General features: G+C 65.1%; 21 protein-coding genes. 9 read left to right on the top strand and 12 right to left on the bottom strand.

Annotated features, from left to right (window positions below; genetic code table 11):
- Positions 1–39 precede the first annotated feature (39 nt).
- Genes ACLKOZ_RS05050 through ACLKOZ_RS05035 form a run of 4 tightly spaced genes read right to left on the bottom strand, consistent with a single transcriptional unit; the run spans position 40 to position 4,745 of the window.
- Positions 40–1,482: a GH1 family beta-glucosidase gene (locus ACLKOZ_RS05050; RefSeq protein ID WP_436473276.1), complete on the bottom strand. Its 1,443-nt coding sequence runs from the start codon at positions 1,480–1,482 to the stop codon at positions 40–42.
- Positions 1,482–2,405, bottom strand: coding sequence for a carbohydrate ABC transporter permease (locus ACLKOZ_RS05045; protein ID WP_436473518.1), 924 nt, complete (start codon positions 2,403–2,405; stop codon positions 1,482–1,484). Before ACLKOZ_RS05045 ends, ACLKOZ_RS05050 begins: the two co-directional genes overlap by 1 nt.
- A 5-nt stretch (positions 2,406–2,410) precedes the next feature.
- Complete coding sequence (locus ACLKOZ_RS05040; RefSeq protein ID WP_337350684.1) at positions 2,411–3,433, bottom strand: carbohydrate ABC transporter permease; 1,023 nt, start codon at positions 3,431–3,433, stop codon at positions 2,411–2,413.
- A 52-nt stretch (positions 3,434–3,485) separates the two neighbouring features.
- Entirely contained in the window at positions 3,486–4,745 is a 1,260-nt protein-coding gene (locus ACLKOZ_RS05035; RefSeq protein WP_376044548.1) for an ABC transporter substrate-binding protein, read from the bottom strand.
- A 243-nt stretch (positions 4,746–4,988) separates the two neighbouring features.
- On the opposite strand from ACLKOZ_RS05035, the gene radA reads away from it, so the two are divergent.
- Positions 4,989–6,362: a DNA repair protein RadA gene (radA, locus tag ACLKOZ_RS05030; RefSeq protein WP_337345487.1), complete on the top strand. Its 1,374-nt coding sequence runs from the start codon at positions 4,989–4,991 to the stop codon at positions 6,360–6,362.
- 103 nt (positions 6,363–6,465) lie between these two features.
- Positions 6,466–8,184, top strand: a complete 1,719-nt coding sequence (locus ACLKOZ_RS05025) for a sensor histidine kinase (RefSeq protein ID WP_436473273.1) — start codon at positions 6,466–6,468, stop codon at positions 8,182–8,184.
- Here ACLKOZ_RS05025 and ACLKOZ_RS05020 read toward each other — a convergent pair.
- Positions 8,171–9,400 (bottom strand): beta-ketoacyl-[acyl-carrier-protein] synthase family protein, encoded by a 1,230-nt coding sequence (locus ACLKOZ_RS05020; RefSeq protein WP_436473271.1) that lies wholly within the window; start codon positions 9,398–9,400, stop codon positions 8,171–8,173. The genes ACLKOZ_RS05025 and ACLKOZ_RS05020 overlap by 14 nt on opposite strands.
- A 107-nt stretch (positions 9,401–9,507) precedes the next feature.
- Positions 9,508–11,121 carry a peptide chain release factor 3 gene (locus ACLKOZ_RS05015; protein ID WP_436473269.1) on the bottom strand — a complete coding sequence of 538 codons (1,614 nt, stop codon included), beginning with the start codon at positions 11,119–11,121 and terminating at the stop codon, positions 9,508–9,510.
- Positions 11,122–11,361: 240 nt separating this feature from the next.
- Here ACLKOZ_RS05015 and ACLKOZ_RS05010 point away from each other — a divergent pair, with 240 nt between their 5' ends.
- Complete coding sequence (locus ACLKOZ_RS05010; RefSeq protein ID WP_436473267.1) at positions 11,362–11,595, top strand: hypothetical protein; 234 nt, start codon at positions 11,362–11,364, stop codon at positions 11,593–11,595.
- 1 nt (position 11,596) lies between these two features.
- On the opposite strand, the gene ACLKOZ_RS05005 is transcribed toward ACLKOZ_RS05010, so the two are convergent.
- Positions 11,597–11,956 (bottom strand): cupin domain-containing protein, encoded by a 360-nt coding sequence (locus tag ACLKOZ_RS05005; protein ID WP_436473265.1) that lies wholly within the window; start codon positions 11,954–11,956, stop codon positions 11,597–11,599.
- A 79-nt stretch (positions 11,957–12,035) separates the two neighbouring features.
- Between ACLKOZ_RS05005 and ACLKOZ_RS05000 the strand changes: the two genes are divergently transcribed.
- Together ACLKOZ_RS05000 and disA are read left to right on the top strand one after the other, a co-directional pair.
- On the top strand, positions 12,036–12,626 hold the full coding sequence (locus ACLKOZ_RS05000; RefSeq protein WP_436473263.1) for a TOPRIM nucleotidyl transferase/hydrolase domain-containing protein: 591 nt from the start codon (positions 12,036–12,038) through the stop codon (positions 12,624–12,626).
- A gap of 255 nt (positions 12,627–12,881) precedes the next feature.
- Positions 12,882–13,958, top strand: a complete 1,077-nt coding sequence (gene disA, locus ACLKOZ_RS04995; protein WP_337345480.1) for a DNA integrity scanning diadenylate cyclase DisA — start codon at positions 12,882–12,884, stop codon at positions 13,956–13,958.
- A 78-nt stretch (positions 13,959–14,036) separates the two neighbouring features.
- Here disA and ACLKOZ_RS04990 read toward each other — a convergent pair whose 3' ends face one another.
- The gene (locus ACLKOZ_RS04990) at positions 14,037–14,699 is read right to left on the bottom strand and encodes a hypothetical protein (RefSeq protein ID WP_436473261.1); all 663 of its coding nucleotides are present in this window, start codon (positions 14,697–14,699) and stop codon (positions 14,037–14,039) included.
- 194 nt (positions 14,700–14,893) lie between these two features.
- Here ACLKOZ_RS04990 and ACLKOZ_RS04985 point away from each other — a divergent pair, with 194 nt between their 5' ends.
- The 4 genes from ACLKOZ_RS04985 (at position 14,894) to ACLKOZ_RS04970 (ending at position 17,318) form a co-directional block, all read left to right on the top strand.
- Entirely contained in the window at positions 14,894–15,850 is a 957-nt protein-coding gene (locus ACLKOZ_RS04985; protein WP_436473260.1) for an A/G-specific adenine glycosylase, read from the top strand.
- 76 nt (positions 15,851–15,926) lie between these two features.
- Entirely contained in the window at positions 15,927–16,358 is a 432-nt protein-coding gene (locus ACLKOZ_RS04980; RefSeq protein WP_436473258.1) for a DUF3592 domain-containing protein, read from the top strand.
- Between the two features lie 3 nt (positions 16,359–16,361).
- On the top strand, positions 16,362–16,742 hold the full coding sequence (locus ACLKOZ_RS04975; RefSeq protein WP_436473256.1) for a DUF3592 domain-containing protein: 381 nt from the start codon (positions 16,362–16,364) through the stop codon (positions 16,740–16,742).
- 195 nt (positions 16,743–16,937) lie between these two features.
- Entirely contained in the window at positions 16,938–17,318 is a 381-nt protein-coding gene (locus tag ACLKOZ_RS04970) for a hypothetical protein (protein ID WP_436473254.1), read from the top strand.
- Positions 17,319–17,334: 16 nt separating this feature from the next.
- Here ACLKOZ_RS04970 and ACLKOZ_RS04965 read toward each other — a convergent pair whose 3' ends face one another.
- The 4 genes from ACLKOZ_RS04965 to dhaL all read right to left on the bottom strand — a co-directional run bounded on the left by ACLKOZ_RS04965 (position 17,335) and on the right by dhaL (position 19,282).
- On the bottom strand, positions 17,335–17,613 hold the full coding sequence (locus ACLKOZ_RS04965) for a hypothetical protein (RefSeq protein ID WP_436473252.1): 279 nt from the start codon (positions 17,611–17,613) through the stop codon (positions 17,335–17,337).
- Between the two features lie 92 nt (positions 17,614–17,705).
- The gene (locus tag ACLKOZ_RS04960; protein ID WP_436473250.1) at positions 17,706–17,888 is read right to left on the bottom strand and encodes a hypothetical protein; all 183 of its coding nucleotides are present in this window, start codon (positions 17,886–17,888) and stop codon (positions 17,706–17,708) included.
- A 66-nt stretch (positions 17,889–17,954) separates the two neighbouring features.
- Positions 17,955–18,653 carry a dihydroxyacetone kinase phosphoryl donor subunit DhaM gene (gene dhaM / locus ACLKOZ_RS04955; RefSeq protein ID WP_337345473.1) on the bottom strand — a complete coding sequence of 233 codons (699 nt, stop codon included), beginning with the start codon at positions 18,651–18,653 and terminating at the stop codon, positions 17,955–17,957.
- Positions 18,650–19,282: a dihydroxyacetone kinase subunit DhaL gene (dhaL, locus tag ACLKOZ_RS04950; RefSeq protein WP_337345472.1), complete on the bottom strand. Its 633-nt coding sequence runs from the start codon at positions 19,280–19,282 to the stop codon at positions 18,650–18,652. Before dhaL ends, dhaM begins: the two co-directional genes overlap by 4 nt.
- Position 19,283: the final 1 nt, after the last annotated feature.

Raw genomic sequence — 19,283 nt, 5'->3', positions numbered from 1 at the left:
CTCCGTGAGGTTAAGCGGGCTTCCGCCCGGGACTCCAGTTTAGGCAGGCAATGACGCGGGCAGCCGTGCGACGTTCCGTTTTGCAGCAGCGATCAACCGGGCATAGGCCAGGCCGCTGTCCTTGACGGTGCGCTCAAAGGTTCCGTAATCCACACGGACTATCCCGAAGCGCTTGCCGTACCCCCAGGACCACTCGAAGTTGTCCAACAGCGACCAAACGAAGTAGCCGCGGACGTCGGCACCCTGGTCCATCGCCTCTCCTACGGCGGCTATGTGGTCAAGGATGAAGCCGGTTCGCTCCGCGTCGTGAACGCCGCCGTCCGGGCTTACGGTGTCCTCGTAGGCGGCACCGTTTTCGGTGATGTACAGCGGCGGCAAGGTGGGGTATTCCTCACCGAGGCGGACCAGGAGTTTCCGCAGTCCATCCGGGTTCACTTCCCAGTTCATCGCAGTCCGCGGAAGGCCGCGGCTGGGAAAGGCGATGTCCTCGGACCCCACCCACGGCGAAGCAGCAACGCGTTCGGCCCCGCCGGAGTGGCCGTCGCTTCCCGCATCATCAGCATGCCCGCTGATGAGGTCATCGTGGTAATGGTTGACTCCGAGGAACTCCAGCGGCGCACTAATGGCTTCCAGGTCCCCGGGAAGGATAAGGTCCGGCAGGCCGAACGGCGCCAGGTCATTCAAGGTGTCTTCCGGGTAGCTTCCGCGCAGGATGGGGTCGAGGAAGATCCGGTTCTGCAACGAATCGAAGCGCCGGGCTGCGTCCAAATCGATGGGGTCCTGCGGGTCCCGCGGAATGGAGTTGCTTAGGTTAAGCGTGATCCCGAGGTTCTGGGCGCCGCGTTGCCGCAGGGCATTGACGGCGAGGCCGTGGGCGAGGTGCTGATGGTGCACGGCCGATATTGCAGCGCGCGGTTCCTTGCGCCCGGGGGCGTGGACCCCCGAAGCGTAGCCCAGCAGCGAGGAGCAGAAGGGCTCGTTGAAAGTGGTCCAGTGCTGGACCCGGTCGCCGAGCGCCGTGTAGACGTCGTTGGCGTAGTCGACGAACCGGTAGGCCGTGTCCCTGTTTGCCCAGCCACCCTTCTCCTCCAGGGCTTGTGGCAGATCCCAGTGGTACAGGGTCAGCCATGGCAGGATCCCGGCCTCCATCAGTTCGTCCACCAGCCGGGAGTAGAAATCCAGGCCCTCCTGGTTGACGGCCTTGTCTCCCGGCCGCACCCGCGCCCAACTGGTGGAAAAGCGGTACGAGTCCAACCCCAGTTCCTTCATGAGCTGAACGTCCTGCGGCATCCGGTGGTAGTGGTCAACGGCGTGTTCCAGGGTGTCGCCCTGGGCGATGGCGCCGGGGATCCGCGCAAAGTGGTCCCACACGGAGTCCTCCTTGCCGCCTTGGTGGCTGGCCCCCTCAATCTGGGCCGCCGCCGTCGCGGATCCCCAGATGAATCCTTCCGGCCACTGCCGTGAGTACGTCGAATGTGGCATCAGCCCTTCACTGCTCCTTGCATGATTCCTGAAATAAGTTGTTTTCCTGCCAGCACAAACAGCACCAGCAGCGGCAGGGTGGCCAGAACCGCGCCTGCCAGGACCACGGAGTAGTCCACGTAACGGGCAGACTGCAGTTGGCTGAGTGCGGTCTGCAGCGTGGGGTTGCCGGCGTCTAGCACCAGGAGCGGCCAGAGGAAGTCCGTCCAGGCCGTCATAAAGGTGAACAGGCCCAGGATGGCCATGGCCGGGCGGGCGGCCGGGATGGCCACGTGCCAAAACGTGGAGATCATGTTGGCCCCGTCCATGCGGGCCGATTCGATGAGCTCATCCGGGATGACGTCCACCAGGTATTGCCGCATGAAAAAGACACCAAAAGCAGTAACCAGGGTGGGCACAACGACAGCGCCGATCTCGCCGGTCCAGCCAAGGGTCCGCATGACCATAAAGAGCGGGATGATGCCCAGTTGCGTGGGGATGGCCATGGTGGCAACGACCATCAGCATGAGGCCGTTCCGGCCCCGAAACCGCAGCTTGGCGAAGGCGTAGCCGGCGAGGGTGGAAAAGCCGACCACAGAGATGGTGATGATTCCGGAAATCAGGACACTGTTTCCGAGTGCCAGCCAGAACGGAACGGTGTCGAAGACTTCGCCCACGTTCGTCCAGAAGTTCCCGCCGGGCAGCAGCGGCGGCCAGGCTTCTCCCAGGGCTTCGTTGGACCTGCTGCCGATCACTACGGACCACCACAGCGGGTAGGCGGACGAGAGCAGGAAGGCCAGCAGCAGCCCATAGCTGAGGAAGCCGGGGCGTTCGCCGGTGCCGAAGATGCGTTTGCGCAGGGTGGCCGGCCTCGGCGGCGCGGAGCCGGGCGAAGAGGCGCTGCCGGAAGCGGGCCTCGCAGATCCGGGTTTTACGTGGTCCATGATGGTCATTGGGTAGTCCTTTCAGCACGCTTCCGGGCGGCGGTTGTCCTCCGGGCGGCTCGGGATGGCCTGGCGGCATCCGCTGTGGCGATCCGGCGTGAGATCAAGTAGTTGACCAGGCCGAACAGGACGATGATCAGGAAGAGCAGCCAGGCGATGGTTGAGGCCTTCCCAAAGTTCTGGCGCTGGAAGGCCATCTCCCACAGGTACAGGACGGTGGTCTGGAACTGGCGCTGTGATCCGCCGGCGGTGGCCGGATCGAACAATCTGGGTTCCGTGAAAATCTGGAGGCCTCCGATGGTTGCCGTAATGACCACGAAGACCATGGTGGGCCTGATGCTGGGCAGTGTGATGCTGAAGAACCGGCGGACGGCACCTGCACCGTCGAGGGCGGCAGATTCGTACAGGTCCCGCGGGACGGCCTGCATCGCGGCCAGCAGGATCAGGGCGTTGTAGCCTGTCCAGCGCCAGTTGACCATGGTGGCGATGGCGATGTGGCTGGGGATGGTCTCGTTCTTCCACATCACCGGGTCAAGGCCGAAGTTCCCCAGGATGTTGTTGATCAGGCCGTACTGCTCGCCGAACATGTTGGTGAAGATCATGGCCACCGCTACTGGCGTCACGATGTAGGGCAGCAGGATGCTCATGCGCCAAAAAGTCTTGGCCCGGAGGTTCTGGTCCAGCACCGCAGCCAGGAAAAGGGCCACGGCCAGTTGCGGGACTGAGGAGAGCAGGAAGATGCTCACCGTGTTGAAGAGGGAATTCCAGAAGAAGCGGTCCTGCAGGACCTCAGCGAAGTTCTCCAGCCCCACGAACTGCCCCTGCCCTTTGAGCAGGTGCCAGTCGAAGAGGCTGACAAAAAACGTGTAGACCAGCGGGAAGAGTCCTACGAGGGCGAACAGGATAAAGAACGGCGCAACGTAGAAGTAGGGCGAGGCTTTGACGTCGAAGATACTCAGTCGCTGTTTGAAGGTGGGTTTGGATTTGACTGCGGCCGGCTTGGCGGATCGGTTCAAGGTGGTTGTCATGGGGTCTCGCGCTTCATCGGGGGGCCTCCCAGCCGGGAGGCCCCACAGCGGGTTAGTTGTTGACGACCAGGTCGTTGAGGAGGCGCAGGGCTTCAGTCCAGGCCTTGTCCGCGTCAGCGGTTCCGGCGTCGAGGCTCTTCAGCGCCGGACCGAACACGTTTTCCTGGATGACCGAATCGTCCGGGCCCTTGAACTGGGCTACGACGCCCTTGGCCCGGTTTGCCAGGATGGCGCCCGTGGGAGCGTTGTTGAAGAGCACGTTGGGTGTGGCGTCCTGGACCAGCTTTTCCTGGGCCTTGAGTGTGCTGGGGAAGTTGTTGGCGGCGGCGGACTGCTTGACCTGCTGCTCGGGGGCGGTGAGCCAAGCGGCCAGCTTGGCGGCCTCTGCAGGGTGTTCCGAGGTCTTGGGCACGGAGAGGAAGGCACCGCCCCAGTTGGAGGCACCGCCTGGGAAAACATCTGCGAAGTCCCAGCCGCTGTCGGCGCCGCCGCCTGCGGATTCGAGTTGGCCCTTGATGGTTCCGAGCATCCAGCCGGGGCAGACGAAGGTGGCGAAGGACCCGTCAACGAAGGCCTTCCCGTTTCCCCAGTCCCACTGGGTTTGGTTGGCCGAGAGTCCTGCCGCAGTTCCGGCCGCCAGCATCTCGAATTTGTCCTTCATTTCCGCGTTGCCGTCGATGTTGAGCTCGCCGTCCTTGGTGTAGTAGCCCTCCTCCATCTGGTTCACCATGGAGTTCCAGACGAAGCCGGACTGGTCATACCAGGCCTTGCCGGTGGCTTCCTTGTATTGCTTCCCGAGTTCGAAGTACTTTTCCCAGGTGGCGTCCTGTCCGCCGAAGAGCTTCGCCACGGATTCGCGGTCGCTGGGCAGGCCTGCTGCTTCAAAGAGCTTGCCGTTATAGCAGAGTCCCTGCGGTCCGATGTCGGTGCCGTAGCCAATAACGCGGCCCTCGGGATCAGTGCCCTGCTTGTATTTCCAGTCCACCCAGTTGGCCTTGATGTCCGCGGCGCCGTGTTCGTTGAGGTCCACGAATTGGTCGGAGACCTCCATGATGGAGCCCAGCCAGCCCTCCTCGATGGCCACTACGTCGCTAAGCCCGGATCCTGCCGCAAGCTTGGTGAAGGCATCCGTGCGGGCATTTGACCCGCGGTCAATGTTCGTGGCCTTGATCTTTACTCCGGGATTCGCCTGCTCGTACTCGCCATAGAGGTCGTTGTAGCCGAAGGTTCCGAATGTGGTGACCGTCAGTTCAACAGTCTTCTCCGAACTGCCCGCCTGGTCTGCACTGCTTCCGCAGCCCGTGGCGATCATGGCCAGGGCTGCTGCTCCCGCTATCGCGGCAGCGGTATTTCGTCGTGAGAATTTCACGGTCACTCCTTTGTGGGGGAATTGCCTCTGGGGCTGAGAGAGCGCTCTCTTGCAAGTTCCATAACTCTAAAGGTGGTGCGGATCACTGTCAAGAGAGCGCTCTCTGAAAGTGTCTGCTCCGTATTTTCGGGAGCGCCCACGTGCCGCTGCCCAGCGATGTCTGCCCCCGCAGTTAGGGTGGAACCCATGGCTACAAAGACTTCCCGGGCATCCAAAGCGCCGGCCTATAAGTGCGCGGAATGCGGCTGGACCACGGTCAAGTGGGTGGGCCGCTGCGGCGAGTGCCAGGCGTGGGGCACCGTTGAGGAAACGGGTGCGGCTGTGGCGCGCACGACGGCGGCAACAACAGTCCTCGAGCCCGCCCGCCGGATTGCCGAGGTAGACGCCACCACCGCGGCGTTCCTGCCCACCGGCGTGGACGAACTCGACCGCGTGCTGGGCGGCGGCCTGGTCCCGGGCGCCGTCATCCTGCTGGCCGGCGAGCCGGGCGTGGGAAAGTCAACGCTGCTGCTGGACGTCGCCGCGAAATTTGCTCGAACCGCCCAGGACGTCCTCTATGTCACCGGTGAAGAATCCGCTGCCCAGGTAAAGCTCCGCGCTGAGCGGATCGACGCCGTCGCGGACTCCCTCTATCTGTCCGCCGAGACAGACTTGGGGCAGGCACTTGGCCAAGTGGAGAAGATCGAGCCACGGCTGCTGATTGTGGACTCGGTGCAGACCCTCAGCAGCGCGGACGTTGATGGCAGCGCTGGCGGAGTTTCCCAAGTGCGGGAGGTCGCCGCCTCCATCATCGCCGCGGCCAAGCGGCGCAACATGACCACGCTGCTCGTGGGCCACGTGACCAAGGACGGTTCCATCGCCGGACCGCGGCTGCTGGAGCACTTGGTGGACGTGGTGTGCCAGTTCGAAGGTGAGCGCCATTCAAGGCTCCGGCTGCTTCGGGCAGTCAAGAACCGGTACGGTCCCACCGACGACGTCGGCTGCTTTGACCTTAACGAGGACGGCATCCAGGGCCTGGCTGATCCCAGCGGACTCTTTGTCAGCCGCACCAAGGAGCCCGTGTCCGGCACCTGCATCACGGTGACCATGGAGGGCAGGCGCCCGTTGCTGGCCGAGGTCCAGTCGCTGCTTGCCGAAAGCCCCAACTCGCAGCCGCGCCGGGCCACCAGCGGCCTGGACAGCTCGCGCGTGTCCATGCTCCTGGCCGTTCTGCAGCAGCGCGCGGGGTGCCTCCTGCACAAGGACGACTCCTACGTGGCCACTGTGGGCGGCGTGAAGCTCAGCGAACCCGCCACAGACCTCGCCGTTGCCTTGGCCGTTGCCTCGGCCAAGGCCAGGAAACCGCTGCCCATCCGGCTGATCGCCTTCGGCGAGGTAGGCCTGGCGGGCGAGGTCCGGCCCGTCCCTGGTATCAACCAGCGCATCCAGGAGGCCCACCGCCTGGGCTTCACGCACGCCGTCGTCCCGGCCAGCCACAACGGCCCGGGACCAGTGCCGGCTGGCTTCTCCGTGCGGGAGGTGGAGCACCTGACCGAGGCTCTGAGCCTGCTGATCGGATAAGAAGCACCGGTAATAACTGCGCCCCGGCCGGGCAAGGCGCTAGGCTGACGAAACGACCTTCAGGCAGCCGGAGGTCTCACCGCTGCGCCTTGGGGGGGCCGGAGTGACTAATCGAATACAAAAAAGCATTCCCGCGCCCGAGGAACCCGCGGAAGGCAGCCGCCTCGCTGGGCGGATAGACGCGATCTTCGGAGGTCTTGGCGTCCGGGGCCGGGTGGTGATGAGCCAGCTTCCGCTCACTGTCACCGTGGTGTTCATTGTCGTAGCCGCCTGGTTTTTCAGCCCGGCCACCCTCATGGACGAACGCTTCAGGCTGGCCTTGCTGGCGCATGCGGCAATCTTCGCGGCCTGCGTGGCAATTCCCTGGGGCAGGCTGCCAGCCGGCGCCTTCGCGGTGATTCCGGTATTGGATTGCCTTGTGATCGGCTTTACACGTGAAGCTGGAGGGCCCAGCTTTAACGTATTAAGCCTGATGCTGGTCTTCCCCGTGATCTGGCTGTCGGTGGGCCGGCAACGCGGAAGGGTTGTCCTGGCCGTCCTCGGAGCCTCCCTAAGCACTGTCGTCCCTGCCGCAGTCCTGGGCTCAGTGCCCACGCAAGGATCAATGATCCGGACCATTTTCCTGCCACTCGTGATGACCGCAATCGCCGTGTCCGCGCATATCGTCGCCGGGACGCTCCATCGCCAGCGCAAAGCCTTGCTAAGGAAAGACCTCGCCCTGGCGGAGACACTCGCCGAGAGCGTGGACCGACAACGGCTCCTCGACGCCGTCCTTGGCGCTGTGGGTGTGGGGGTCTGGGTGGTTGACGAGGAAGGAAACAACGTGCTGACCAACCGGGCTATCCGCGCTGATCCGGCACTTGCCCGCCTTGCCGAGTCTGATCCCCGGGTCCGCGTGCTGCAAGGCGACCGGGCCACCCCGGTGCCACCGGAGATGCTTCCGGTCGCCCGGTTTACCCGGGGCGAAATGTTCACGGACGAGCTGCTGTGGGCCGGCGACGAAGAGGAACAGCGTGGGTACTCGGTGAGCGCACATGCCATCCCGTCCAAGGACGGCCTCAGCGGCGGGGGCGTCATTACGTTCGTTGACGTGACCGCCCTGATCACCGCCTTGGCAGCCAAAGACGAATTCGTCGGCACCGTTTCCCATGAACTGCGAACACCACTCACGTCCATCCTCGGCTACCTCGAACTCGTCCTGGATGAGCCTGGCCACGAAGGGATCGAGGCGGAACTACAGGTGGTCCACCGCAACGCGACGCACCTCCTGAGCCTCGTGAACGATCTTATTGCCGTGGCGTCTGAACGGGTGGACCTCACCCTCCAGGAGGCCGATCTCGCCCGGCTCCTTGCCGACGTCGTCGAGTCCACTGCCCCCCAGGCAGCCAACAGGGGGCTCGAGCTGGTGCTTGACGCCGAGCAACCGCTGACAGCCAAGATGGACACTGCCCGCATCCGCCAAGTGGTGGGCAACCTGCTCTCAAACGCGATCAAATACTCCCCCGACGGCGGCCGTATCACAGCCCGGGCTTACAGGGCCGGACCGGAGATCATCTGCTCCATCACGGACCCGGGGATCGGCATGAGCGCCGAAGACCAGGAGCAGGCCTTCACCAAGTTCTTCCGTTCTTCGCGTTCGCGTGAAACGGCCATCCCAGGCGCCGGCTTGGGACTCCCCATCAGCAAGACCATCATCGAAGGCCACGGCGGTTCCCTGAGCCTCACCAGTACCCCGGGCGCGGGAACGACGGCGACGTTTGTCCTGCCGTGCAGCCTCACCAGCGCCCCCGGCCCTGAGGCTGAGGTGTTCAGTTCCCCTTAATTACCAGCGCAACGCTATGTCCACCGAAGCCGAAGGCGTTCACCAACCCGGCCGGAGCGGAACCAGGCTCCAGCATGTGGGCCTTGTCTGTGACGATATTGAGGTCCACTTCAGGATCCAGGGCCTCCACGTTCAGCGTCCCGGGGAGCTGCCCGGTCTGCAGGGCCTGGACCACTACGACGGCGGCAAGGGCCCCAGCCCCGCCCAGCAGGTGGCCGGTGTGGCCCTTGGTGGATGTCACGGGAACGTCGGCACCAAATATGGCTGTGATCGCCTGCGCTTCCAGCCGGTCTCCTACCGGGGTGGAGGTGGCGTGGGCGTGGACAAATCCGATGTCAGCGGCGTCCATCCCGGCCGATGCCAGGGCTTTCTGCATGACCCTGCGTTGCATCGCCGGGTCGGCAGCTACGATGTCGTTCGCGTCAGAGGTCACCGCTCCGCCGGCGACCTCTGCCAGGACGGCGGCACCACGCGCACGGGCGTGGGCCTCGCTCTCCAGGACGACAATCCCCGCGCCCTCGGCGAGCACAAAACCGTCACGGCCGCCGTCGAACGGGCGCGAAGCCCGCTGGGGTTCGCCGTTGCGCGTGGAGAGCGCCCGGATCTGGGAGAACCCGGTGATAACGAGGTCGTTCACCGAGGCGTCCACGCCCCCGGCAATGACCACGTCGGCCGCCCCCGAACGGATCATTTCGGCACCCTGGACAATGGCTTCGGCTCCGGACGCGCAGGCGCTGACAGGTGTGCGGGCTCCGCCGCGTGCACCGAGGTCGATGGACACCCAGGCGGCGGGGCCGTTGACCATCAGCCGGGTCAGGGTGTGCGGCGATACCCGGCGCGGGCCCCCGCTGGCCAGCGCCCTGTCCTGCTCAATCGTGGAACCGAGGCCGCCATAGGCTGAGCCGATCACTACCGCGAACCGCTCTGGGTCGACGTCGGGTGCCCCCGCCTGCTGCCAGGCTTCACGTGCGGCCACCAAGGCAAGCTGTCCGCACCGGTCCATTCGCTTGAGCTCGCGGGTGGTCAGGTGCTCGGACAGGTCGGCGGTGACCTGGCCGGCGATCCGCACGGGCAACTGCCCGGCCCACTCCTCGGCCAGCGGGGCAATCCCGGAACGGCCGGTAAGCAACGCTTCCCAGGTCTGCCCTACGTTGGAGCCCAAAGGGTTGATGGTGCCGGCGCCCGTGATGAGCGCGCGTGGTTGGACTGCAGACATCTGGGTACCTGGCTTTCTTAGTTCGGGAGCGGCTGCCGTTGTTCCGGGCAGCCCGGATGTCCCGATGGGTATTCGGCTCCGTTCAGTCGACGGATTGGAGGGAACAGCTACTTGGCGGGGTTGTGCGTCCCGATCGGGATCAGCGTCAGGTCCGGATGGTTCTTCTCGATCCGGCGCAGGGCCCAGACGTCGTTGAACAAGGCGAGGTATTCGCCGTCGGACCGCAAAAGCACCTCCGCGCCCGGCACGTTGGCCAGGGCCGGCATGGCATCCGCCGTCGAAATTCTGGCTATGGAGTAGGGCAGGCGTTCCAGCCGCATGGGGGCACTGAAGTCGTGCGCCATCCGGTCCTCCACCACTTCGAACTGCATAGGCCCGACGGCGGCAAGCACCGGCGCCTGGTCGCCGCGGAGGTCGGAGCGGAGCAGCTGGATAACGCCCTCGTGCTCAAGCTGCTCGATGCCGCGGCGGAACTGCTTGAACTTGCTGGGGTCCTTGGACCGGGCCACCTGGAAGTGTTCCGGGGCGAACAGCGGGATGGCCGGGTACTCCACCGCGTCCTCCAGGAACAGGCTGTCGCCGACGCGCAGCGAGGATGCGTTAACCAGGCCCACGACGTCGCCAGGGTAAGCCTCGTCGATGACCTCGCGTTCGCGGCCGAATACCTGCTGGGCGTACTTTGTGGCGAACGACTTCCCCGTGCGGGTCTGGGTGACCACCATGCCGCGCTCAAAGACGCCGGAGCAGACGCGGATGAAGGCAACGTGGTCGCGGTGGGCCTTGTTCATGCCGGCCTGGACTTTGAAGACAAAACCGGAGAACGGGGACTCGACGGCGCGCGGGCTGCCGTCAACGACCGGCCGGGGCGCCGCGGGCGGGGCGAAGTCCACCAGGGCATCCAGGAGTTCCTTGACGCCGAAGTTCAGGGCGGCGGAGCTGAACAGGATGGGTGTGGCGGTGCCTGCGTGGAAGGCGTCGACGTCGAACTCGAGGTTGGAGTCGATCACCAGGCCGGCTTCGTCCACGGCGTCCGTCCAGTTGCTTCCTTGGCTCTCGGCAGCTTCCTCCGGCGTGAAGTATTCGGTCAGGGCGATGTTGGCACCTGCGTTGTTGCGCTGGAAGCGGGCGAACCGGTCGTTGCGGAGGTCCCACACGCCGCGGAAGTCTCCGGAGATGCCCACGGCCCAGGTCAGCGGCATGGGCTGGAGGCCGGTCCGCTCGGTGATCTCGTCCATCAGCGCCAGGGCGTCAAGGCCTGGCCGGTCCCATTTGTTAATGACGGTGATGATGGGCAGGTTGCGCGCCTTGCAGACCTCGAACAGCTTCATGGTCTGCGTTTCCAGGCCCTTGGCGGCATCCACCAGCATCACTGCGCAGTCGACGGCGGCCAGCACGCGGTAGGTGTCCTCGGAGAAGTCCGCGTGGCCGGGAGTGTCCAGCAGGTTGATGACGGTGTCGCGGTAGGAGAACTGGAGCGCGGCGGAGCTGATGGAGATGCCGCGGTCCTTTTCCATCTGCATCCAGTCCGAGACCGTTTCCTTGCGGTTGGCCTTGCCGCTGGAGGCACCGGCGGTGCCGATCACCTTCGCATGCAGCGCAAGCGCTTCCGTGAGCGTTGACTTTCCGGCGTCAGGGTGCGAAATGACGGCAAACGTCCGACGCCGGGCCGCCTGTTTGTGAATCTCGTGGACCCGGGCGGGGCTAAGGACATCTTGGGACACGGTGCTACTTTCGCTGCGGTGGGGATAGCCCTTGGCGCTTGACGGGACTTCGCTGGACGGGGAAAGGGGATGGCTGAGCGCCAAGTTCCAAGTTTATCGCAGCAGCAGCCCGGCTCCGAAGGTGGCCGCTTAACGCCCCCGAAACCAGCAGTTCAAGACGGCGAAATCCCGTCAGGCTAGCTTGGCCGCATGAGAACTCGGAACGCGTCCCTGCCATCCGCCGGCCGGAGCTGAACCGCTGTGACCGTTTCACCATTCCCCGGCAACGGCCTGTTCTTCGATCCGCTGGCCGCTCCGGCTGCTCCGTCGGCACAGATGCAGGCCGCCGGCCCGGCAGTTAACGGCAAACGCGGCGCAGGCGGGAAGTCCCGTCGCCAGGCGCCGCACGTTGACGACGAAAGGGCCCTCCGGGCGGCATCGCTGCGCAAAGTCAGCCGCGACCTTGAGCATCTCCTGCGCCAGCGGGGACACTGAATCACATAGTGGGATCTGGCTCTGGACGAACAATAACGAGCATCCTGCAGCCTCTGCCGCTTGCATACGGTCCGTGGGCCATGCCCGGTGGGCGGCATGCGTACATGCCGGCTGTGAAGGTTTTCCCGAGCGTCAGATCAGTGAGTTCGCCCGAGAGAATCATGACCTCTTCCCAGTAGTCATGGACGATCACGCCGCCGGCCGTTGTGTCGGCGCCAGGATCATAGCGTTGGAGCAAAGTTGAATCTCCCCTGAGTGGGTCCGCGGCGAGTATTTGCTCCCAAATTCCGCGTTCGGCGTCACCGTTGACCTTCTGCCAGCCAACCGAGGGTTCGTGGAACTCCAGTTCCGGTTTATTCACTGCAACTCCTTTCGGCCGCTGTTGATAAATGTATACATATAGTATGCGAGGGCTGGGATGACGTGAATGTGTGACCTGCATGGCGCGCGGCTGCATCGCTGTTCGCGTTTGCCATACTGGATCTATGCAGGCGACGACGACGGTGTTGGTCGAGGGCGAGAGTGACCGGATGGCGGTCGAGGCGCTGGCCGTTCGCGCTGGCCATGACCTGTCGGCCGAGCGTGTAACCGTTGTGCCCATGGGCGGCGCCACCAGCATCGCCCACTTCCTCGACCGTTACGGCCCCGCCGGTGCAGGCCACCGCCTACTCGGACTGTGTGACGCAGGGGAGTCGCGAATTGTCGCCCGGGCGCTCGTCCGGGCGGGTATCGGGTCCGACTCGCTGGCCGAGCTTGGGTTCCATGTCTGCAACGCCGACCTGGAGGACGAACTCATCCGATGCCTTGGGGTCGATGCCGTGCTCGGCGTCATCGCGGACCAGGGCGAGCTCGCATCGTTCCGGATCCTCCAACGCCAGCCAGCACAGCGGGATCGGCCGATATCGGCACAGTTGCGCCGGTTCTTCGGAGGGCGCAGCGGTAACAAGCTCCGCTACGCCGGACTACTCGTCGACGCTTTGCCAGCCGGGCAGGCTCCCCCACCGCTCGCCAACCTCGTCGCATCATTCTGATGTGACCGACGGCCCTGAATCCGCCATGCACCCAAACGGGCCCTAAGTTGCACTCCCGGCCAGCCGCCGTCGGACGCCTTTCGGGGCATTTTCCGACACCCCCTAATGGGGCACTTTAGGGCTTGCCCGTGCGGTTGTTACCCGTTCTTACCTCTATCATTGAGCTTGCGGGAAACTGCGTACTTTTTGCTCCGCCGGCGGAGTCCATAACCGGCGTACCTGCGGGCGGCAGCCCGCACCTTTGAAGGGAACACTATGGCTCGGAGCCCCGAAGAATCGCTCAAGGCGACTCTGGGCAGAGTGGCTCCAGGCACGCCACTGCGTGATGGACTCGAACGCATCCTCCGCGGACGCACCGGCGCACTCATTGTTTTAGGCTCGGACCGGACCATCGACTCCATCTGCTCCGGCGGGTTCGACATCGGCATCGACTTCTCCCCCACCCGCCTGCGCGAACTGGCAAAAATGGACGGTGCCATCATCTGCGACAAGGACGCCGGGAACATCCTGCGCGCCGCCGTCCAGCTGGTCCCGGATTCAAGCATTGAAACGCAGGAATCGGGCACTCGGCACCGCACCGCGGAACGTGTGGCCATCCAGACCGGTGTCCCCGTCATCTCCGTCAGCCAATCCATGCAGATCATCGCACTGTACGTGAACGGCCTTCGCCACGTGCTGGAGGGATCCGAGAAAGTCCTGGCCCGCGCCAACCAGGCCCTCGCCACCCTGGAGCGCTACCGTTCGCGGCTGGACCAGGTCACCAGTTCGCTGTCTGCCCTGGAAATCGAAGCCATGGTGACCGTGCGCGATGTCGCCGTTACCCTGCAGCGCCAGGAGATGGTCCGCCGGATCTCCGAGGAAATCTCGCAGTACGTCCTGGAGCTCGGCGAGGACGGCCGGCTGCTGTCCCTCCAGCTCGATGAGCTCACGGTAGGCCGCGGTCCCGGCAGCGATGTCATCATCCGTGATTACGCCAGCCCGGATGCATCAGCCGACGACATTGAAAAAGCTGTCAGCGCCTTGGTGAACCTCGGGCCCACCGAGCTGATCGACCTCGGCAAGATCTCAGGAATCGTCGGTTTCGCCGGCGGCGAGGCTAACCTGGACGCCGTAGTCCAGCCGCGCGGTTACCGGCTGCTTTCCGGCCTCAAGGCTGTCCCCAAGGCTGTTGCCGACCGCCTCGTGGACCACTTCGGCGGCCTGCAATTCCTGATGGCTGCCACCATCGATGACCTGATGACCGTGGACGGCATCGGCGACCAGCGCGCCCGAACCGTTCGCGAAGGCCTGAGCCGGATGGCCGAAGCCAGCCTGTTGGACCGCTTCCTCTAAATCCATCGAATGCTCCGTAAGCGCCGTTCCGAGCCACGAAAAGGGCGTTATCGGAGCAACGGAAGAGGAAAGACTCGGTCAGCTGAGCTGGAAAACTGCTTTCGGGCTTGCCCTGGAGCCGAGTTTGGCCGTGAAGATGTAGTAGGCCCCGCCGGCTCCCGGCTTGGCGTCGATGGGTTGGCAGCCTTCCAAGGTCCGGTTCCGCGCCCACGGGAAGTTCGCCGTTTCGCTGGCACCCGGCGCGATGGTCTTCACCAGGTCCTCGCTCTTGGCCTGGCAGTCCCGGGACGAGAAGATTCTGTCCGCGCCGCTTGTCACCAGGAACTCCATCTGGGACGTGCCGATATTCACTTCGCAGGGCATCGTGCCGCCATTTGTCACCTTGAGGGTGAGTAGCGGGTTCTCGTCCGGGCCGTAGGCTGCCTTGTCGGTGGACGCCGAAACGGTCACCAGGTTCTGGTTGCAGCCGGGAGTTGCGGTAGGCGTGCTGGTGGGGTTTGCCGACGGCACAGCCTCAGTGGGGCCGGCGGTGGGATCGCCAGTGGAGGAAACCTGGCTGGAACTGCCGCTGAATGCCCCAGCCGCCGCGAAGCCTCCAAACACCATGGCAGCTACCATCAGCAGGGCGGCTCCCACGAACAGTCGACGCCGCCGGTACACGGCGGGGCTCGGCTTCCGTCCGGTGCGGGAACCGGATGCGGATGCCTTGCTGCGTGATGTTGAAGTGCCTTGCCTACCCATCCTTCTAGGCTAGAGAACCGGCCGGGCTCCGCCGCCCCACCACGCCGCGCACCCCGCCAACGCTATGGTCACGGATTGGTTCCGGGCTGGGTTTCCGGCCGTTTCGGCGCCCCGCTTGGCATCCCAAACCGGGGATCCACTACAGTGTTGGGATCGACGCCACAACCCTCGCCCCAGCACCTTCGCCTGCAAACTTGAAGCAGCCGTCCGCCCGCGGCTCCAGCCTCGTCCACCTGCACAGCGGGATCAACAACTGGTTCGCCGAGACTGCCCGCGACCTCCCGTGGCGGGAACCTGCCTGCTCGCCGTGGGGCGTGCTGGTCAGCGAAATCATGCTGCAGCAGACGCCGGTGGTCCGCGTGCTGCCGGTGTGGCGGGAATGGCTGGAACGTTGGCCCACTCCCGGAGACCTGGCCTCCGAACCGGCAGGGGAAGCAGTCCGGCACTGGGGCAGGCTGGGTTATCCCCGCCGGGCCCTTCGACTGCACGCGGCGGCCGTTGCCATCGGACGCGATCACGGCGGCCAGGTCCCGGGCACCTACGCCGAGCTCCTGGACCTCCCCGGCGTGGGCAGTTACACAGCTGCCGCGGTGGCGGCGTTCGCATTCGGCCGCCGGGAAACCGTGGTGGACACCAACATCCGCCGCGTCCATGCCCGGCTTATGTCCGGCGTCGCGCTTCCCTCCCCATCCCTGACGTCCGCGGAGATGCGGCTCGCGGCGGAACTGCTGCCGGACGACGCCGACACGTCCGTGCGCTGGAATGCTGCGGTGATGGAACTCGGCGCGCTGGTGTGCACGGCTCGTGCGCCGAAATGCGCCGTGTGTCCCGTGCGGGACTCGTGTGCGTGGCTGGCGGCAGGCGAGCCGCCGCCGTCGTACGTTCCGAAGGGCCAGGCGTGGCATGGCACCGACCGCCAGGTCCGGGGAGCCGTGATGGCCGTGCTGCGCGTCGCTGACCGGCCCGTCCCGCCGGAGATGTTCCAGCAGGAACCGGCGGACCTCGGTTTCGCGCCCGACGGAATCGGCGTGCCGCTGGCCGCGCTGCACAGGCTCAACTCGGCCCCGGAACAGCTGGAACGCGCGCTGGCGGGGCTCCTCGGCGACGGCCTCGCCGAGCTGCACCAGGGCGGCTACCGACTGCCTTCCTGAGCCATTCCAGCCATTGACAACAGCCCGTCCCTTCAGGGGTGGCATACTTCTTGGTGACCGGAACCGGGGGAAGTCCATGAAGATCGTGCTTTACATCATTTGGGCGCTGTTTGTGGTGGGCGTTGTTTTTGCCTTTGTCCACACGCTGCGCAAGGCCAAGCGCCACGAGAACCTGATCACCAGCTGGCCCAAGGCGCAGGCAACGGTGACCGGTAACGTCGCGGGGTGGACACATGGCGGAGGCGGCTCAACGCGGAACAGACGCTTCTACCCCACCTACCAGTTCGCTGACCCCAACGGGACGCTGTATGCGGGCGAATCCGAGGTTTCTTACGTAAACCAGCAGGTGCCCGGATCGCTGCTCGAAGTGGCGTACAACCCGGCAAATCCCAACCAATCGTTCCAGGTGGCGTACGAATCCAAAAAGGTGATGGGCTGCCTGATGCCGTTCTTCGCACTCTTCGCCCTGGGCTCGTTCTGGTTTATCGGCATCTTTCCGGTGGGCTGACCCTTGGATTTCCTGAAGCTGCTTTTTGTTGTCCTGCCGGGACTCTTCCTGGTGCTCGGCCTGATCCTGGCGGGCCTGTCCCTCTCAGCATCGTTGCGCCGGCGACGCTCCATGACGGGGTGGGTGCACACGTCCGCCACCGTCACGGGCAACCTCCACGGCGCTGACGGCCCGGCCAGCAACGGCCGGGACCGGTTCGCCCCGTCCTACGAATTCGCGGACACACGCGGCCAGCGGTGGCTGGGGCAGTCCGACATCTACAGCCGCGACCAGGCGATCATCGGCACCACGATTCCGGTGGCCTACAACCCGGCCAACCCGGCCGAATCCACGCTGCCGGTCTTCGTTGTTGCCAAAGGCCGGCCACAGGTCTCATTCTGGTGACCTTCGGCGTGCTGGCCATAACGATGTTTGCGTCACTTTCCTGGTAGCCGTGCGGGCATCCGCCCGCCGGTCCTACCCTGAAGTATGCGCAAGTCCGGGGTACTTCTGGCACTGATAACGACGACGGCGCTCACCTCTGGCTGCTACTACTTCCCTTACGAAACACCGTGTCCGGCGATCGCACAGGCGTCTGTTGTGTCGGTTACCGTTGCTGCCCCCTACGTGCCCCAGGTGGGCACCCTGCGGCTGAAGGCGTGCCAGGACGGTGTGTGCACCGAGGATACCCTCGAGCTGCACCAGGGCAGCGTTTCCATTGATCAAGGCTGCAGTCCGGACGGCGTCTGCTCTGCAACGGCTTCCCCCGACGGGACCATGATCGGCATGCTGTTCCTGGACTCCCTGACCGAATCGCCCATGGCGGTGACGGCCACCGGAACCTCCCCGGACGGCTCGGCGCTGCCCGTGCGGACACTGGACTTCCGTCCCCGCGGCGAATTCCCCTACGGCGAGCAGTGCGGACGGTTCATAACGGCATCAGTAGTGCTCGACGCCAAGGGGCTGCGGCAGGCACCCTGACGCCAGGTAGGTCCGCTTAAGGCTGGGCGGGGTCGGCTGCCCCCGTGTGCGGAACCTGCGGAGCTGTCCCGAACAGCCATGCCGAAACGTCGCTTCGCAGGACAAGATGGGGACCGCCGGTTTCGCTCACGCTGCCGGTGGGAACGTAGTAGCCGCGGCCGGCACCGGCACCACCGGCGGCCCGGTCAAGGGCTTCCACGAGCGGCCTGGTCAGATGGCCCTGGGGCCCAAGCCCGCGCAGCCCGTCCAGTTCTTCAGGGGTTAGCCTGCCCAGAATTTCAGCAATATTGGCCATGATGGATCCCTTCGAGCAGAGAGTGCCTGAAGGGACAATCTAGGGCACCACCGTTAACGGCACGTGAACGCGAAGTGGCACCTTAGCGCCCGTCAGAAGAGGGTGGCCTGGCCCAGCAAGCCGCCCGAGCCGTCAGCGTCCGGGCCGGCCAGGTCCGCCGACGCCCGCCACTCAAAGCCGAGTTCCGCGAAGAGCTCCTCGATGGATGTCTGTCCGTCCAGCACCACCAGCGGGCAATTGTCATCCAAGTCGAGCCGTTCCATGGTATCGAGCATATTCGCAGGCTATGACAGGACGGAGCGAACACACCGGGGACAGCCCAAACAGGACGGCAGGGACTCCTATGGTTCCCCGAATCCAGCCTGGACCAGTCCGCCAACGTAGTTGACTGCCCGCTCGGCGTCAACGCCCCAGGCTTCCACATGCAGCACCGAACCCTTGCCGGCGGCAAGCGTCATCAGAGCAGTCATCGAGGTCCCGTCCAGGCCATTGACGGTCACGCGCGCGTCCAGGGACGAGAGCCCCCCGGCGATCTTGGCCGCCGGGCGCGCATGCATGCCCGCCTGGTTGATGAGCTCAAAGTCGCCAGTAAACTCCGGCCCTGCCCCTGTCACTGAGCCCTCTTCGACAGCACTGAAGGAGGACGACGGCGGCACCCCCTGCGCGGAGCCGTACACCCCTTCCGCCGCACGCTTGACGGCGTGTACGTCCGCCCCGCCCTGCGCTGCCACGGCTGCAGCCACCAGCCCTTCCACCAGAGGGGCATCGGCCAGCAGTACACCGTCCGGGTGCCCCGCAAACTCCAGCGCGGATTCTGCTGTCATGACGGCCGATCCCAGATCGGTCAGGACCACCACACCATCCCCGCCTGAAGCTTGCTCCAAGGCGGCCATGACCCTCTCCAGGCTGGTGCCGATCCGGCCGTCCGGGGTGCCCCCGGCGGACACTATCGAAACATCAGGTGCCATCTGCGCGGCAAGTTCCGCGGCGCCGTCGGCTATTTTTTCACTATGGGAGACCACAACCAGGGCGACGCTCACGCCGCGGCCCCGACTGCCGCGCGCAGGATCAGGGCACTGGAGGCGGCCCCGGGGTCACGGTGGCCGGCGCTCCGCTCCCCCAGGTAACTGGCGCGTCCCTTGCGGGCAACCATGGGATCCGTGGCGACGGCCCCCGCTTCAGCAGCCTCGGCGGCAGCCACCAGTACCTCGAGGACCGTGCCGGCACCGCCTGCTGCCGCGAGAAGGGCCGCTTCAGCAGCCGGCGTCCACGCATCAACCATGGTCTTGTCGCCCGGTTCGGCCTTGCCCCTGGCCACAATCCCGTCCCTGGCCGCTACCAGGGCCCCTGCGAAGGCGGCGGGTTCCACCTCCAGTGAATCGCCCAGGGATGCCGCGGCCCGGAGGAAGGCGGTTCCATACAGGGGACCGGCGGCGCCTCCCACCTTGGACATCAACGTCATGGCCGTCAACTTCAGTGCTGCCCCAGGCGTTGCCGGGGGGACCTCGGCGAGTTTGTCCAGCACGGCCTGGAAGCCGCGGTCCATGTTTTCGCCGTGGTCCGAATCCCCGATGGCACGGTCCAGTTCAATGAGCCACGCCCGGTGTTCCGCCATGGCCTGGGCGCAGAGTGTCAGCCACTTCACTGCCCAATTCGCATCGAGAACCATT

Origin of the sequence: Arthrobacter sp. R4 (genome assembly GCF_051365025.1) — a bacterium.
GTDB lineage: Bacteria > Actinomycetota > Actinomycetes > Actinomycetales > Micrococcaceae > Arthrobacter.
This window is presented reverse-complemented; position numbering and strand designations above follow the sequence as displayed.